The sequence below is a fragment of the Streptomyces sp. NPDC041108 genome (genome assembly GCF_055592645.1).
Map to the genome: position 1 here is coordinate 12164 of NZ_JBVIYK010000015.1, position 16116 is coordinate 28279.

A 16116-nucleotide genomic window follows, 5' to 3' on the forward strand; every position below is an offset into this window, starting at 1 on the left:
CCCTGGCCAGGGGCTGCGCCGCTTCGATCCCCGTCCGCGGGGCCGGCGGGGGCTGTTCGCGCAGTTCCCCGCGCCCCTGGAGAAGCAGGGGCTTCCTCCCTGCTTCTCCACCCTTCCGGGTACTACCTCTGCAGGATCGACAGGTCCTGTCGCGCCTTCGGGACCGCCACCGTTCCCCGGTCGTCCGGGAGGGTCTGGATCGTGAAGGCGGGGACCGTGTCCAGCTTGGATTCGAGGGTGCGGGAGGCGTAGACGGGGGCGCCGGACGTGGATTCGACGGTGAGGGCGTAGGTGCCCTTGAGGCCGCTCGGGGCCGGCATGTCCACGTGCTGGGTGGTGCCCGCCTTGATCGTGAAGGTCTTGGTCGTGGCCTCGCCGCCGCCGCTGCCGGCGGATGCGGTGACCTTGACCTTCGCCGTGCCGGTCGGGGCGGTGAGGGCGAGGGTCGTGCCCTTGGCGCGGTTGTCGGCGACCGTGGCGCGCGCGCCGACCGGACGGGTCGCCGGGATGAAGGCGGTCTCCCGGTTGTCGCCCTTGCCGCGGACCACCCGGAGGGCGGCCACCACCGGGACCGGCCGCCCGGTGGGGGCGAGGAAGAGGGAGCCCTCCTCGCCACGGGTGATCTCGCCCAGGTCGGCCGTGGCGGTCATGCCCGCCTTGATGTGGAGCGTCTCGTTGCCGGCCGGGGTGATCGGACCGTTCGGCGAGGCGAGGCGGAGCTTCAGGTCGGCGTCCGTGTCGCCGGGGGCGAAGGCCACGAGGGTCACGGAGGTCGCGTCCTTCGGGATGCCGGGGAGGACGAGGCTGCCGGCCGGGTCGGCCGCGGTGCCGAGCCAGTCGCCGCCCAGCTTGTCGTCGAGGGCCTGGAGGGCGGCGGCGACCCGGCCGCTGCGGACGCTGACGTGGACCGTGAGGTCGGCCTCCTTCACCGCCGAGAGCGTCGACAGCAGGACCGGCTCGGAGGCGCGCGGCTGGACCGTGATGCCGTCCCCCACCGTCGACTTCAGGACGCCGTCCTTCCCGTACAGCTCGATGTCGACGACGGCCGCCGAGTCGTCCGGGTTGACGAGGTGGACGTAGTCGGTGCGGCCCGCGGCCGTGCTGGCGCCCGGGAACCAGAACTCCGTGTCCGGGGCCGCGCAGTTGACGCCGAGCAGGCCGCGGCCGGTGCCCGCGGCGACCTCGGTGGTCTCCTGGACCGTCCAGCCGGGGGCGAACTTCCCCTCGGCCGTACCGAGCAGCGCGGGGGAGTCGCCGCCGTCGGTGCTGCCGGTGACGGGCCTGCCGGGCTCCTTGGCCTCGATGACGGGCTTGGCGGTCCTGCCCTTGCCGTCCTTGCCGTCCTTGTCGCCCTTGCCGTCCTTGTCGCCCGCGTCCGTCGACTGCCCGCCCGCCGCGACGAGTTCGGCGCCGCCTTCGCCGCCGGTGTCCTTCGTGACGGGAGTGAAGGACGTGTACGCGGTCTCCGCCAGGTCCGAGGTGCTCGGCTGCGGGCAGAGCAGGCTGGTGCGCTGCACGGGCAGTTGGGCGGCCGCCTTCGCGGTGGTGTCACCGCCGGCGGTGTCGGGGCCGCTGATCACGGCGAAGCCGGTGACGGCGGCGAGGGCGGTCGCGCCGGCGATCAGGGACAGGGTCTGGCGGTTCACTGCTGGCTCCCGTCGCGGCGCTCGCTGTCGGCGCCGGTGCCGTGCGACGGGTCGTACGTCGCGTCGTAGCCCTGGGTGTACGTCTGGTCGTACGAGGCCGTGGTGCCCCCGTAGGAGGCGTACGGGTCGTACTGGCCGCCCTGGTAGGGGTCGGACTGATAGTGCTGCTGGTCGTACGCGCCCGCCGGGTACTGCTGCTGGGCGCCCTGGTACTGCTGGTCGTACTGCCCATATCCGGCGCCCGCGTCCGCCTGGGCCTCGGTGTCCCTCCCCCAGGCTCGAACATCCTCGCCCGGGGGAACCCCCATCCCGTACGACTGCTGCTGCGGGACGGGAGCGGCGACCGGCACCTCCTGCGGAGGGACGGGCAGGTCCGGGTCGGTGGGCTGGTCGGCCTCGGCCTCGGCCTGGGCGCGCAGGCGGCGGGCGCGGCGGCCGTCGCCGGTGACGTCCTGGGCGGGGACGGCGACGGGCTCGTCGGGGAGGTCGTCGTCGACGTCCCGGCGGCGGCCCGGCAGGGCGAGGACCACGAGGATGACGGCGAGCGCGCCCTGGGCCCACAGCCAGCCGGTGTGGCTGACGGGGGCGTCGAAGGTGACGTCCAGCCGGCCGCCGTCCACGGGCAGTCGGAAGCCCTGGGCCCAGCCGTCGACCGTGGTCGGGGTGAGCGGCTTGCCGTCGAGGGTGGCGGTCCAGGACTCGTCGGCGGTGTCGGCGAGGCGCAGGACGCGGCCCGAGCCGTCGGCCGGCAGGGTGGTGTGCACCTCGACGGGTCCCGCGGCGACGGCCTTCGGGGCGCCGGAGCCGGTCTCGACGGTGACCCGGGAGACCTGGCGGTCCACCCGCCACAGGGCGCTGCCGTCCTGCTGGCTGAGGCGGCTCAGGCCGGGCGTGGCGTCCAGGACGCGGCTGACCTCGCGGGGGGAGCCGGGGCGGACGAGGACGTAGCGCACGGCGAAGCCGCCGAGTTCGTCGCTCTGGTCGGCGCCGGAGCCTGCGACGAGGTTGGCGACGACCTTGTCGAGCTGCTCGTTGTCCCCCGCGGCGGCCGTGAGTTCGGCGTCGCCGAGGCGGACGCCGGAGCCGCGGACCAGGGTGTAGCCGACCTCGGCGGTGGAGTCGCTGTCGAGGACCAGGGTGCGCGCCTGGTCGCGGGTGCCGCTCTCCTCGGCGACGAACGCGGGCACCTGGACGGGGTCGCGGCGCTCCAGAGGGCCGTCGGCGCCGCCGAGCACCCAGCCCGCGGCGGCCAGCAGCGGGCCGACGGCGGCGGCCAGCGCGATGAGCACGGCGACCGGCTGCCGCCAGCCGAAGCTCTGCTCGGCCACCCGGTGGCGGGCCCCGTCGGCGCCGAGGGTGGCGGCGGCGAGCAGGGCGATGCCGTAGACGAGGGTCGAGGGGCCGGCCCAGGTGGAGCCGTTGGAGAGGACCGCGAGGACGAGGGCCACCAGGGCGGCGGTCCAGGCGGTCCGGATCGCCGGCTGACGCTCCGCGCGGAGCAGGGCGGCCAGCGCGGCGAGGACGACGCCGACGAGGGTCAGCCCGCCGACCGTGCCGGGCCCGCCGGGGCTGATGCCGAGCAGATCGGTCGCCGAGGCCGGGCTCCCGACGTACTCCAGACCGGCCTCCTCGAAGAAGCCGAACGGCAGCAGGGTCAGCGACCAGGGGGCGAGCATCAGCAGCGGGGTGCCGAGCTGGGCGACGAAGCGCGGGCCGTAGGCGGTGATCTCGCGGCGGCGCACGACGAGGACCCCTAGGCCGAGGAGCAGCGCGATGGGCCAGACGACGGGCGTGAACGCGGTGGTGATCGTCAGCAGCAGCGCGTACGCCCAGGTGGCACGCCAGGTGCCGCGCGCCCCTGTGCGGTTGGTGAGGCCGCCGGCCGCGGCGCCCGCGCGGGCGGCGAGCGGCAGCAGGACCGCGAGGACGGCGGTGCCGATGCGGCCGGTCGCGAGCGCGCCGGTGACGGCGGGGAGGAAGGCGTAGACGACGGCGGCCCAGGCCCGCAGCAGCCGGGACTCGACCAGGGAGCGGGAGGCGAAGTACGCGGTGAAGCCGGCCAGCGGCACGGACGCCACCAGGAGCACGGTGACCGCGAGTCCGGCGGAGCCGAACAGGACGGAGCCGAGCATGGCCACGATCGCCAGGTACGGCGGCGCGGCCTCGGAGCCGCCCGCGCCGACCGGGTGCCAGCCGTCCAGGTAGCGCGACCAGAGCGCGGCGGAGTCGGCGGGGGCGGGCAGCAGGGTGCCGCCCGCGAGCGCGCCGCCGCCGAGCAGTTCACGGCAGGCGAGGAGCGAGGCGAGCAGCAGCAGCGCGAACAGCACGGGCCCGGGTGCGCGTGCGACGCGCTTGAGCCGGGCGAACCGCTCGACCTGGAGGAATTCGGCGTCGTCGTCCCCGGGACCCGACTCGACCGCGCCGCCGTGCCGTCCGGCCTGGGAGGTCTCGGCGTCGGAGCTGCCGAACAGGTCGCCGGCGACCTGTTCGACGGTGGCCCGGACGGTCGCGCCCGGGGGCGGGAACAGCGGGCGCAGCTCGCCCTTGTCCAGCCGCGAGCGGCCTCGTGCGCGGCGCCCGGCGATGATCCGCTCGGGCCGCAGCAATGTGCTCAGCAGTCCGCGGATCTCGTCGACGGCCTGTCCGGGGACCTTGCCGACGAGGTACGCGACGGTCCTGAGCAGGGTGCCGAGGACGATGCGCAGCAGCACCCAGGGGAGCTGTGCGGTACGGGAGTTGACGAGGAGGGTGTAGATCGCGCCCGCCTTGTCGACCATGTGCGGGGAGGCGGCGCTGCGGCCCACGCAGTCGACGGTGCGGCGCTCGCGCGAGGCGGCCTCGGCGTGCCGTACGACGGCTTCGGGGGCGACGAGGACGCGGTGTCCGGCGGTGGTCGCGCGCCAGCACAGGTCGATGTCGTCACGCATGAGGGGCAGGCGGCGGTCGAAGCCGCCCAGTTCCTCGAAGACGTCGCGGCGGATCAGCATGCCGGCGGTGGACACGGCGAGGCTGGGCTTGACGTGGTCGTGCTGGCCCTGGTCCTGCTCGCGGCGGTCCAGGCCGGTCCAGCGGCGGCCGGAGTTGGCGATGGTGACGCCGACCTCCAGCAGCTGACGGCGGTCGTACCAGCCGCGCAGCTTGGGGCCGACGACGGCGACGTCGTCGCGGCCCAGCTCGCGTTCGTTCTCCACGGCCCGCAGCAGCTGGGCGAGGGCGTCTGGCTCGGGGGCGCAGTCGTCGTGCAGCAGCCACAGCCACTGGACCGGCTCTCCGTGCGGGAGTTCCGGCATGTCGTACGCGTCGTCGCGCCAGCTGCGGGTCACCGGGTCCCAGCCGCTGGGGCGTCTGAGGTACGCCAGGTCGTCCTCGGTGAGCACGCCCGCGGTGCGGTTGGCCTCCTCGACGGCCTGGCCGAAACCGGTCCGCCGGGCGAGGTGAAGGACGCGGTCCGCGCCGAGGGCGTCGGAGAGGAGCTGGGCGGAGTCGTCCGCGCTGCCTGTGTCGGCCGCCATGGCGCTCTGCACGGGGCGCTCCTGGCCGAGCAGTCCGGCGAGCGCGTCGGGCAGCCAGCGGGCGCCGTCGTGCGCGACGAGGACCGCGGTCACCACATGGCGTGGGAACTCAGGAGCGGCGTCCTGGTGAGCTGAGGTGTGGCTGTGCACGGACATCGAGGTACGGGCCCCGGTTCGATGGACTGCGGTGGACGTCTGTGTCCGGCGGGGACAGCGGGACGTCTCGGACGAGGGCCCACACTAACGGCTGAGCAGCACGGCGGCCCGCCGCCTGTGGACAACCCACGTGCGACGGGCCGTACATGTTCGGTTGTTTCTGTTCGACTGCGCCCGGGACGGGTCGGGTGTTCCGGGACGGGTCAGACGGCGGCCTTCTTCAGCCGGCGGCGCTCGCGCTCCGACAGGCCGCCCCAGATACCGAACCGCTCGTCGTTGGCGAGGGCGTACTCAAGGCATTCGGAGCGGACCTCGCAGGCGAGGCAGACCTTCTTGGCCTCGCGGGTCGAGCCGCCCTTCTCGGGGAAGAAGGACTCGGGATCGGTCTGGGCGCACAGCGCGCGCTCCTGCCAGCCGAGTTCTTCGTCCGCGTCGTCGACCAGCAGTTGCTGCACGAGCTCGGTCATGTGCGCCCCTCGTCCGTCTTTCGCGTCCCCGTCGTGCGGCCGTTACCGATTTCGGCTGAACGACACGAGTGAAATTACAAGTGTGCTGCTACGGGCGAGTCAAGCCGAGATCTGCTATTGAGCCCCTTATTCACTCTGCGGAACCAAGGCTATGCGGAAAGTGTTCAAATCGGCATAAACCCTGACAGCAGCCTGACGGCAGGCGGGAGTTCCGGTGGGGGTTCTCTCTCCCTTACGGGAAGAGACGCCCAGGAGTTCGATCTCGTTCCGACTCGTTCGAGCCGGCCCGCTCCGGACGCGCCCACGACCGCCACGCGCGCGTGCCGACGGCTTGCCCGGTTGGACGCCATGTCTCCCCGAGACCCCGGGCACAAACCTTTCGTCGCGCGGATGCACCGAAAGAGGTGAACCGGCATCCACATACCGGACGGGAAGTTGACAGCGGAGGTGTGAACCGCTGTGCTTGTGGGCATGCTCGCGAACTTGGCACTCACCTCGACCCGCTCCGCCGGGTCCCTCGGTGCTGCTCGCTGTCGCTGTAGCTGTTGCTGTCCCAGCTGTTGAGCCCGACGCGCTCCGGCTGCCACTGAGCCCTCCGGCTCGGCCGCTGTTCCCCCTCGCCCGGAAGACCGGGCCCCCACCCCGCCCGCGACCCACGCGGACGGCAGGTGACACCCCGCCCTCCCCCACGCACTCCGTCGAGGACCTCCCCACTTCATGAACAGCGACAGCGACCTCCAGATCGCCGGCGACCTTCTCGAAGTACCGCACCTCCTCCAGGCGCCGCGCCAACACCCGGTCACCGTGGCCGAGTTCGCCGGACTGGCCCGTTCCCTCGCCGACGACCGCTCCCGGTGGGAGCACCTCGTCGAGTACGACGCGACCACCCGCTGGTACCACCGGCTGCAGACCGGCCCCGGGTACGAGGTGTGGCTGCTGTCGTGGGTGCCGGGGCAGGGCACCGGGCTGCACGACCACGGGGGCTCCTCCGGCGTACTGACGGTGCTCGACGGCACGCTGACCGAGCGCACCGACCGGGGCACGCGCGTGCTCGGCGCGGGCGCGCAGCGCGTGTTCGCGCCGGGTTACGCGCACGAGGTCGTCAACGACACGCTGGAGCCGGCCGTCAGTCTGCACGTCTACTACCCGGGCCTGACGGAGATGCCGATGCACGCGAAGTCCTGCGCGGCGCAGGCGCCGGCCGTCACGGCCTGACCGGGGACCGCGGGAAACCGGCCGTGGTCACGGGCGGGCGACCCGTTGTCGGCCCCGCCTGCGAGACTGCTTCCATGCGCATTGTGGTTCTGGCAGGCGGCATCGGTGGTGCCCGGTTCCTGCGCGGTCTGAAGCGGGCCGCGCCGGACGCGGACATCACGGTCGTCGGCAACACGGGGGACGACATCCACCTCTTCGGGCTGAAGGTCTGCCCGGACCTCGACACGGTGATGTACACGCTCGGCGGCGGCATCGACGAGGAGCAGGGCTGGGGACGGGCCGACGAGACCTTCCACCTGAAGGAGGAGCTCGCGGCGTACGGCGTCGGGCCCGAGTGGTTCGGGCTGGGTGACCGGGACTTCGCCACGCACATCGTGCGGACGCAGATGATCAGTGCCGGGTTTCCGCTGAGCGCGGTCACCGAGGCGCTGTGCGACCGGTGGAAGCCGGGTGTGCGGCTCATCCCGATGACCGACGACCGCGTCGAGACCCATGTCGCCGTCACGATGCCCGACAGCGGCTCGGGCACGGGGTCGGGCTCGGAGTCCGGCTCGGGCTCCGGCGAGCGCAGGGCGATCCACTTCCAGGAGTACTGGGTACGGCTGCGGGCCTCCGTGCCCGCCGAGGCGATCGTGCCGGTCGGCGCCGAGCAGGCGAAGCCGGCGCCCGGGGTGCTGGAGGCCGTGGCCGAGGCGGACGTGATCCTCTTCCCGCCGTCCAACCCCGTCGTCTCCATCGGCACGATCCTCGCGGTGCCCGGCATCCGGGAGGCGATCGCCGAGGCCGGGGTGCCGGTCGTGGGCCTCTCCCCCATCGTCGGTGACGCACCCGTGCGCGGTATGGCGGACAAGGTCCTCGCCGCCGTCGGCGTGGAGTCCACCGCCGCTGCCGTCGCGGAGCACTACGGCTCGGGGCTGCTCGACGGCTGGCTCGTCGACACGGTCGACGCGGGCGTCGTCGAACGTGTGGAGAGCGCCGGGATCCGGTGCCGGGCCGTGCCGCTGATGATGACCGACCTGGACGCGACGGCGGCGATGGCCCGCGAGGCGCTGGCACTGGCGGAGGAGGTACGGGGAGCATGAGCGCGGAGAGCGGGGAAGACCTGGCGCCCGGTGCCGGGTACCGGGTCTGGGCCCTGGAGGGCATCCCCGAGGTGCGCGAGGGGGACGATCTCGCCAAGCTGATCGCCGCGGCCGCGCCGGAGCTGGCCGACGGGGACGTGCTGCTCGTCACCTCGAAGATCGTGTCCAAGGCCGAGGGGCGCGTCGTCGAGGCGGCCGACCGGGAGGCCGCGATCGACGCCGAGACCGTGCGGGTGGTGGCGCGGCGCGGGGCGCTGCGGATCGTGGAGAACCGGCAGGGGCTGGTGATGGCCGCCGCCGGGGTCGACGCCTCCAACACGCCCTCCGGGACCGTGCTGTTGCTGCCCGAGGACCCCGACGCCTCCGCGCGGGCGATCCGGGACGGCGTCCGGGACGCGCTCGGCGTCGAGATCGGCGTCGTCGTCACCGACACGTTCGGGCGGCCCTGGCGCAGCGGGCTGACGGATGTCGCCATCGGTGCGGCCGGTGTGCGGGTCCTCGACGATCTGCGAGGCGGCACCGACGCGCACGGCAATCCGCTGAGCGCCACCGTCGTCGCCACCGCCGACGAGCTGGCCGGCGCCGGCGACCTGGTGAAGGGCAAGGCCGCCGGGCGGCCCGTCGCCGTCGTGCGGGGGCTGGGGCACGTGGTGGCCGAGGACGACGGCGAGGGCACGCGGGGCCTGGTCCGCGGGGCGCGGGACGACATGTTCCGGCTCGGCACCTCTGAAGCCGTCCGGCTGGCGGTGACGCAGCGGCGGACCGTCCGGGCGTTCACGGACGAGCCCGTCGATCCCGGGGCGGTACGGCGGGCCGTCGCCGCGGCGGTGACCGCGCCGGCGCCGCACCACACGACTCCGTGGCGGTTCGTGCTGCTGGAGTCCGAGGAGTCCCGGGTACGGCTGCTCGACGCCATGCGGGACGCGTGGATCGCGGATCTGCGGCGGGACGGCAAGAGCGAGGAGTCCATCGCGAAGCGGGTGCGGCGCGGGGACGTCCTGCGCAACGCGCCGTATCTGGTGGTGCCCTGTCTGGTGATGGACGGGTCGCACTTCTACGGGGACGCGCGGCGGGACGCGGCCGAACGGGAGATGTTCGTGGTCGCGACCGGCGCCGGGGTGCAGAACTTCCTCGTCGCGCTGGCCGGGGAGCGGCTGGGTTCGGCATGGGTCTCGTCGACGATGTTCTGCCGGGACGTCGTGCGGGACGTGCTGGGCCTGCCGGAGGAGTGGGACCCGATGGGGGCGGTCGCCGTGGGACACGCGGCCGTGGCGCCTGCGGCTCGGGGCGAGCGGGACGCGGGGGCGTTCATCGAGGTTCGGTGAGCGGCGGCCTAGGCTCATAGGGCATCGCGACTCTGCTTAGGACCTCCTCTTGGCCGGACGTTTCCCTCAGCGGCCCACCCGTACGACCGTGCGGGGTGGGCATGTCGTCGTGCCCGGTGGGGTTCCTCGGCAGGCCGGGGCCGCGGGGAAGCGGCGGACCTGGGTGCCGGAGGGACCGCTCGATCTGGGGCTCGTGCTGGGGCCGCTTCGGCGGGGACCCCAGGATCCGACCTTCCGGGCCGTGCCGGACGGGTCCGTGTGGCGGACGAGCCGGACGCCGGTGGGGGCCGGGACTCTGCGGGTCGCCGTGCGGGGCGGGGCCGTCGAGGCGGAGGCGTGGGGGCCCGGGAGCGAGTGGCTGCTCGACCGGGTGCCGGCGCTGCTCGGGGCGGCGGACGAGCCGGACGCCTTCGTGCCCCGGCACCGGGTCGTGGCGATGGCCTGGAGGCGGCGGCCGGGGTTGCGGCTGACGCGGACCGGGCTGGTGCTGGAGTCGTTGATCCCGTCGGTGCTGGAGCAGAAGGTCACGACGGACGAGGCGTATCGGGCGTGGCGGCTGCTCGTACGGAAGTTCGGGGAGCCGGCGCCGGGGCCCGTGCCGCCGGGGATGTTCGTGATGCCCTCGGCCCGGGAGTGGGCGTTGATCCCGTCCTGGGAGTGGCATCGGGCCGGGGTCGACGACAAGCGGGCGTCGACGATCCTGCGGGCGGTGCGGGTGGCGGGGCGGCTGGAGGAGGCCGTGGGGATGTCGCCGGTGGAGGCGCGGGCACGGTGGGAGCTGGTGCCGGGGATCGGGCCGTGGACCTCGGCGGAGACGGTGCAGCGCAGTCATGGTGCGGCGGACGCGGTGACCGTGGGAGATCTGCATCTGCCGGGGATCGTGGGATTCGTGCTGGCGGGGGACCGGGATGCGGACGACTCGGTGATGCTGTCGTTGCTGGAGCCTTATGCGGGGCAGCGGCATCGGGCGGCCCGGTTGATTCTGTTGTCCGGGCGGGGGCCGGCTCGGCGGGCGCCTCGGATGCCGCGGGGGGATATCGGGCGCCTGTAGTGGTTCGCCCCCGCCGCCCCTACCCGTCCCATCCCCCAGGGGCTGCGCCCCTTCGCCCCCCGTCTGCGGGTCCGGTGGGGGGTGTTCGCGCAGTTCCCCGCGCCCCTGGAAAGCAGGGGCTGCGCCCCGTGCGTTTCAGGCCCGCCGCCGGTCACGCTCTCAGGGCCACGGAGGGCCTGGGCTTTTAGGGGCGCGGGGAACTGCGCGACCGGCCCCACACGCCCGCGCCCGACGAACTCCCGGCGGTCACTGGTCCGACGAGAAGCGGAGCGCTCCCGTGGGGATCTGGGCGTCGCACCAGATCCGGACTCCCGTGCGGAGTTCGTTGTCGGCGCCGATGACCGCGCCGTCGCCGATGACCGCGCCGGTGAGGACGGAGCGTTCGCCGATGCGGGCGCGGGCGCCGATCAGGGAGTCGGTGATGACGGCGCCGGGTTCGACGACCGCGCCGGCCAGGACCGTGCTGCCGTAGACCCGGGCGCCCTCGCCGACGAACGCGCCCTCGCCCACCACCGTGCCGCCGGTCAGCTTGGCGTCGCCCGCGACCCGGGCGGTGGGCAGGACGAGGCGGTCGCCGCAGCGGCCGGGCACGGCGGGGGACGGGGCGCGGCCGAGGACCAGGTCCGCCGAGCCGCGGACGAAGGCCGCGGGGGTGCCGAGGTCCAGCCAGTACGTCGAGTCGACCATGCCCTGCAGATGCGCTCCCGCCGCCAGCAGGTCCGGGAACGTCTCCCGCTCCACCGAGACCGGGCGGCCCGCCGGGATCGTGTCGATGACCGAGCGGCGGAAGACGTACGCCCCCGCGTTGATCTGGTCGGTGACGATCTCCTCGGGGGTCTGGGGCTTTTCGAGGAAGGCGAGCACCCTGCCCGTCCCGTCGGTGGGGACGAGTCCGTAGGCGCGGGGATCGGTCACCTGGGTCAGGTGGAGGGAGACGTCCGCGCCGGTCGTCTCGTGGGTGGCGACCAGGCGGCGGATGTCCAGGCCGGTGAGGATGTCGCCGTTGAAGACGAGGACCGGGTCCTCGGGGCCGGAGTGGAGGTGCGAGGCGGCGTTGCGGATCGCGCCGCCCGTGCCCAGGGGCTCCTCCTCCGTGACGTATTCGAGGTGGAGGCCGAGGGCGGAGCCGTCGCCGAAGTGGGGTTCGAAGACCTCGGCGAGGTAGGAGGTGGCGAGGACTATGTGGTCGACACCCGCGGCTCTGGCTCTCGCCAACTGGTGGGTGAGGAAGGGGACTCCGGCCGCCGGGACCATGGGCTTCGGAGTGTGCACCGTGAGCGGACGCAGCCGGGTGCCTCTGCCGCCGACCAGGAGGATCGCTTCTGTCACCTGTCGTCTCTGCTTCCTGCCGGGACCGGCCGAACTGTCATTCGACCGGCCAGTGTATGCAGACCGTTCCACTGCGCCTTCGCGGCCGTGCGCCGGGCCGTCGGCGTGCGGCGAGGCGCGCCGGCGGCGGAGTTGCGTCGAGGGCGCGGCGAGCGCGCCCTCGGGTCGTGCTGTCTTCCGGGTGCGGGGGCCTCCGGCCGGCCACCGGATCTCCGCCGGGGCTCGCACCCCGGCCTCCCCTGCGCCCTGTGGCCGCGCTATCGGCCCTGATAGCGGGCGGCCTCCGTGCGGGCCGTACCGAGCTTTCCGTAGAGGCGTCCCCCCGGGCACTCGGTCGCGAACCCGTCCCGGTGACCGGAGATCACATGCAGTTGTACCTTCTTGCCCTTTGCGTAGAGATTGCCACCGCCCGAGGTGAGGTAGGTCTTGCCCTTGGGGTTCGCACCGTAAAGACCGAGTTTCCAGGCGGTTAGTTGCGCGATTCCCTTGACCGCCACCGCGGGCGGCTTGGTGGTGCCGTAGCTGCCGAGGACCGCGACGCCCATGCTGTTCGTGTTGAAGCCGAGGGTGTGCGCGCCCATGACGGGCTTCGCGACGCCACCCGCGCGCCCCTCGTAGATGTTTCCGCACTTGTCGACGAGGAAGTTGTAGCCGATGTCCCGCCAGCCGCTGCTCACGACGTGGTAGCGGTAGATACTGCGGATGACCGAAGGGGCCTGCGCGCACTTGTAATTGTTGCCGGACGCCGTGTGGTGCACGAAGGCCGCGCTGACCCGTGTGGTGTAGCGGAAGTCACGCTCGCGCAGCTTCTCGTCCGCGCCCCAGCCGGCGCGCGTGACGATGCGGGGGCGCGGTCCGATGTACGGCTTCACCCCGGGCGCCACGTTCGCCAGCCGCTCCTCGGTCTCCTTGCGCGACAGCGCCGGGATCGCGGTGGCGCCGAGCGGCGCGAGGTCGGCGTTGACGGCGGAGGCGGCGGCCGACTCGGCGGTCAGGGTGCCCAGCCGCGGCGCGTCCGCGGGGGTGCCGACGGGCGGGGGGTCGGCCGCGTGCACGGCGTTCGGCCCCGCGGCGCCCTCCAGGGTGCCGGAGCCCGGGTCGACCAGTTCGAGGCGTAGGCCGTCCGGGAGCATCTGGACGCCCGGCGCGGTCGTACGGCCCTGGGTCTCGGCGCGTACGCGCACCTCGACGCCGTCGGAGTCGCCGACCCACAGCGGGGCGGTGGAGCCGCGCACCCGGCCCGAGGCGCGCTCGGCGGTGTCGGGGTCGGCGGCGTGCTCGTGGTTGTGCGTCTCCACGTCCTGCCAGCCGGACCAGCGGGTGGTGTCCCGGGCGCGGGTGCGGACCTGGACGCGACCCTGGAGTTCGGTGTCCGGGTCGTCCCAGACGACACCGACCAGGGAGAAGGACCGTACGTCCCGCTTGCCCAGGCCCTGTTCGGCGGCGGCCGGGCCGAGGCTGCGGTCCGCGCCGAGAGGGAGGAGGGGGAGGGACTGGGTGCTGCCGGGCGCGGGCGCGAGCGCGAGCGGGGCGGTCGGGGCCGGGGTCCGCGCCGGGTTCAGGGCCGCCGTGGAGGACGAGTCCGTCGGGGTCGCCGCGGAAGCCGTCGCCGGAAGTGCCGCCGGGAGGGCGAGTGCCGCCGCGCAGGTGACGCCGATCGAGGACGCGAGGAATCGTGATCTACGCATGCGTCCGATCCTGGACATAGTCATACGTATCTGTCCATTGCGGAATTGACGGGCCGTCGGCTGCGCTCCGCCGAACCGGTGGCGATTGCCGTCCGCCCGGGGCCGCGGGCGGACGGGTCCCCGCGTACGCTTACACGGGTGAACGCCACCGACCGCACCCCTGCCGACCTGCTGCGATCCGCGCTGGCCGCGGATCCCGCGCGCCCTCTGGTGACCTTCTACGACGACGCCACCGGCGAGCGGGTCGAATTGTCCGTGGCCACCTTCGCCAATTGGGTGGCCAAGACCGCGAATCTCCTTCAGGGCGAGCTGTCGGCGGAGCCGGGTGACCGGGTCGCGCTGCTGCTGCCGGCGCACTGGCAGACGGCGGTGTGGCTGCTGGCCTGTTCGTCCGTGGGGGTGGTCGCCGAGATCGGCGGGGACCCGGGGGCGGCCGACGTCGTGGTGAGCGGGCCGGACACGCTGGACGCGGCTCGGGCGTGCTCCGGGGAGCGGATCGCTCTCGCGCTGCGGCCGCTCGGGGGACGGTTCCCGCAGGTTCCGGCCGGCTTCGCCGACTATGCGGTGGAGGTGCCCTCACAGGGGGACCGGTTCGTGGCGTACGCGCCGGTGGATCCCGAGGAGGCGGCGCTGATCGTGGCCGGTCGGGAGTTCAGCGGGGCGGAGGTCGTGGAGCGCGCCCGGGCGGAGGCGGGGGGTCTCGGGCTGACGGGGCCCGGGTCCCGGTTGCTCTCGGGGCTGGGGTACGACACGTGGGAGGGGCTCTCGGCGGGGTTGTACGGGCCGCTCGCGAGCGGCGGGTCCGTGGTGCTGTGCCGGCATCTCGGGGAGCTGGACGAGGACGCGCTCGCCAAGCGGGTCGAGAGTGAGCGGGTCACTGCGACCGCGCGGTGATGCTGCGCGGCTGTGCGGCATGGCGTGACTCGGTCCTTGGCATGCGGCCCTCGGTGACGGGGCTCTCCGTGACGCGGTGACGCCGTTGGGGTGCGGTGGTCGGGCGGCCACAGGGGGTGGTGGGTTGCTCGCGCAGTTCCCCGCGCTTCTTTCGGGCGCGGCTGCCGCTCGGGCAGCGCGGCCCTCCCGCCGCTCAGGGCGCCGAGCAGCCCACCCCTCCCCCTCAACCACCCCAAAGACCCCCTCCCCCATTCGGCCCAGCCCCGGCCGCCTCCAGGACCCTCTCGCGCCATCGTCGTAGGTACAGCGACTCGCTCGTACGCCGTGAGGGGTGGCCGGAAGTGGACGACGTCGGAGGCAGGGCGGTGGGGCTGGGTCCCGGTGCGGGCGGATCGCCCACCGGGGTCGGGCCCCGGCGTCGGCGTCGGCGGTGGGTGCGGTGGGTGGCGGGCGGGGCGGGGCTGGTGGTCCTCGGGGCCGTGGGCGTGGGGTGGGCGGCGTACCGGAAGCTGGACGGGAACATCACGTCGGACCGGACGGCGGCGGACGAGCTGGCGCGGTTCGAGAAGGAACGGCCGACGGCGCTCGTGCGCGGCGCGCAGAACATCCTCGTGATCGGGTCGGACTCGCGGGCGGGGAACGGGAACGGCGAGTACGGGCGCGATTCGGGGACCGAGCGGTCGGACACGACGATCCTGCTGCACCTCGCGGCCGACCGGCGGAGCGCGACCGCCGTGTCGCTGCCGCGGGACCTGATGGTGGACGTGCCGAGCTGCCGGCGGGCGGACGGACGCCGTTCCGAGCCGGCGTTCACCATGTTCAACCACGCGTTCCAGGTGGGCGGTTCGGCCTGCACCATCCGGACGGTCGAGCGGATGACCGACATCCGGATCGACCATCACGTCGTGGTGGACTTCAACGGCTTCAAGGAGATGGTCGACGCCGTCGACGGGGTCGAGGTGTGCCTCGCCGAACCCATTCACGACGAACAGGCCGATCTGCGGCTGCCCGCGGGCAGGGTGAAACTCAGCGGGGAACAGGCACTCGGGTATGTGCGGGCCCGTAAGTCGCTCGGGGACGGCAGCGACACGGAACGGATGGACCGCCAGCAGCGATTCCTCGGGGCGCTGGCCGCGAAGGTGCGCGGCAATGACGTCCTGCTGAATCCGGTGAAGCTCTATCCGGTCCTGGACGCCGCCACGTCGTCGCTCACCACGGACCCGGGGCTGGCGAGTCTGCGCGGGCTCTACGACCTTGTGCGCGGTCTGCGCACGATCCCTATGGAAAAGGTGCAATTCCTGACCGTTCCCAGGAAGTCGTATGCGTACGACGCCAATCGTGATGAGCTCGTCGAACCGGCGGCACGGAGACTTTTCGCACGGCTACGTGCCGACGAACCCCTGGCGATCGCCCGGGAACTGCCCGGCGGGAAGCGGGAAGCGCGCGCGGAACGGCTTTCGGGAAGCCTGTCCGGGACGCCGGATCCGGTGCCGACTTTCCGCGGGAGTACGGCCGCGGAGGAGGACTGCGTGTGACCTCGAAGCGGTTCCGCAGGTAAAGCGCGCGTCAACACCAGGAACAAATGCTCTAGGAAATGGGCAGATTGCCCAGGTGTAGGGACGTGCAATTTGTCACCGCCGTCGCTTGACGCCTGATCGGGCGGCTAGTGTGAGCGATCCGGTGCGTCAGGCCTTCGGTCGCGCACCAGTTGTATCGAGACCCGAGCGTCCTTTGAGGGGGAAGGCGCCGCG

At 73.4% G+C, this 16116-nt stretch carries 11 protein-coding genes; 6 read left to right on the forward strand and 5 right to left on the reverse strand.

Annotated elements, in window-relative coordinates:
* Positions 1–122: 122 nt before the first annotated feature.
* The 3 genes from ACZ6BB_RS32555 to ACZ6BB_RS32565 form a co-directional block, all read right to left on the reverse strand.
* Positions 123–1646 (reverse strand): DUF5719 family protein, encoded by a 1524-nt coding sequence (locus ACZ6BB_RS32555; RefSeq protein ID WP_471618710.1) that lies wholly within the window; start codon positions 1644–1646, stop codon positions 123–125.
* Positions 1643–5314: a glycosyltransferase family 2 protein gene (locus tag ACZ6BB_RS32560; RefSeq protein ID WP_471618711.1), complete on the reverse strand. Its 3672-nt coding sequence runs from the start codon at positions 5312–5314 to the stop codon at positions 1643–1645. The genes ACZ6BB_RS32555 and ACZ6BB_RS32560 overlap by 4 nt, the downstream gene beginning before the upstream one ends.
* Positions 5315–5517: 203 nt before the next feature.
* On the reverse strand, positions 5518–5781 hold the full coding sequence (locus tag ACZ6BB_RS32565; RefSeq protein WP_003975777.1) for a WhiB family transcriptional regulator: 264 nt from the start codon (positions 5779–5781) through the stop codon (positions 5518–5520).
* A gap of 717 nt (positions 5782–6498) precedes the next feature.
* Here ACZ6BB_RS32565 and ACZ6BB_RS32570 point away from each other — a divergent pair.
* The 4 genes from ACZ6BB_RS32570 to ACZ6BB_RS32585 all read left to right on the forward strand — a co-directional run bounded on the left by ACZ6BB_RS32570 (position 6499) and on the right by ACZ6BB_RS32585 (position 10454).
* The gene (locus tag ACZ6BB_RS32570; protein WP_471618712.1) at positions 6499–6996 is read left to right on the forward strand and encodes a cysteine dioxygenase; all 498 of its coding nucleotides are present in this window, start codon (positions 6499–6501) and stop codon (positions 6994–6996) included.
* A 74-nt stretch (positions 6997–7070) separates the two neighbouring features.
* Complete coding sequence (gene cofD / locus ACZ6BB_RS32575) at positions 7071–8078, forward strand: 2-phospho-L-lactate transferase (RefSeq protein WP_471618713.1); 1008 nt, start codon at positions 7071–7073, stop codon at positions 8076–8078.
* Positions 8075–9403, forward strand: a complete 1329-nt coding sequence (locus ACZ6BB_RS32580; RefSeq protein ID WP_471618714.1) for a coenzyme F420-0:L-glutamate ligase — start codon at positions 8075–8077, stop codon at positions 9401–9403. The genes cofD and ACZ6BB_RS32580 overlap by 4 nt, the downstream gene beginning before the upstream one ends.
* A gap of 49 nt (positions 9404–9452) precedes the next feature.
* Entirely contained in the window at positions 9453–10454 is a 1002-nt protein-coding gene (locus ACZ6BB_RS32585) for a DNA-3-methyladenine glycosylase family protein (RefSeq protein WP_471618715.1), read from the forward strand.
* 246 nt (positions 10455–10700) lie between these two features.
* Here the strand turns inward: ACZ6BB_RS32585 and manB are convergent, their stop codons facing one another.
* The gene (manB, locus tag ACZ6BB_RS32590; protein WP_471618716.1) at positions 10701–11783 is read right to left on the reverse strand and encodes a mannose-1-phosphate guanylyltransferase; all 1083 of its coding nucleotides are present in this window, start codon (positions 11781–11783) and stop codon (positions 10701–10703) included.
* 257 nt (positions 11784–12040) lie between these two features.
* The gene (locus ACZ6BB_RS32595) at positions 12041–13489 is read right to left on the reverse strand and encodes a peptidoglycan recognition protein family protein (protein ID WP_471618832.1); all 1449 of its coding nucleotides are present in this window, start codon (positions 13487–13489) and stop codon (positions 12041–12043) included.
* A 120-nt stretch (positions 13490–13609) separates the two neighbouring features.
* On the opposite strand from ACZ6BB_RS32595, the gene ACZ6BB_RS32600 reads away from it, so the two are divergent.
* Positions 13610–14365, forward strand: coding sequence for a TIGR03089 family protein (locus ACZ6BB_RS32600; protein WP_471618717.1), 756 nt, complete (start codon positions 13610–13612; stop codon positions 14363–14365).
* Between the two features lie 341 nt (positions 14366–14706).
* On the forward strand, positions 14707–15900 hold the full coding sequence (locus ACZ6BB_RS32605) for an LCP family protein (RefSeq protein WP_471618718.1): 1194 nt from the start codon (positions 14707–14709) through the stop codon (positions 15898–15900).
* The last annotated feature ends 216 nt before the right edge of the window (positions 15901–16116 follow it).

Excerpts from the sequence above, each read along its gene's own strand:
- ACZ6BB_RS32570 (WP_471618712.1), top strand. The coding sequence starts at position 6,499 with ATGAACAGCGACAGCGACCTCCAGATCGCCGGCGACCTTCTCGAAGTA.
- ACZ6BB_RS32580 (WP_471618714.1), top strand. The coding sequence starts at position 8,075 with ATGAGCGCGGAGAGCGGGGAAGACCTGGCGCCCGGTGCCGGGTACCGG.
- cofD (WP_471618713.1), top strand. The coding sequence starts at position 7,071 with ATGCGCATTGTGGTTCTGGCAGGCGGCATCGGTGGTGCCCGGTTCCTG.
- ACZ6BB_RS32565 (WP_003975777.1), bottom strand. The coding sequence starts at position 5,781 with ATGACCGAGCTCGTGCAGCAACTGCTGGTCGACGACGCGGACGAAGAA.
- ACZ6BB_RS32560 (WP_471618711.1), bottom strand. The coding sequence starts at position 5,314 with ATGTCCGTGCACAGCCACACCTCAGCTCACCAGGACGCCGCTCCTGAG.
- ACZ6BB_RS32595 (WP_471618832.1), bottom strand. The coding sequence starts at position 13,489 with ATGTCCAGGATCGGACGCATGCGTAGATCACGATTCCTCGCGTCCTCG.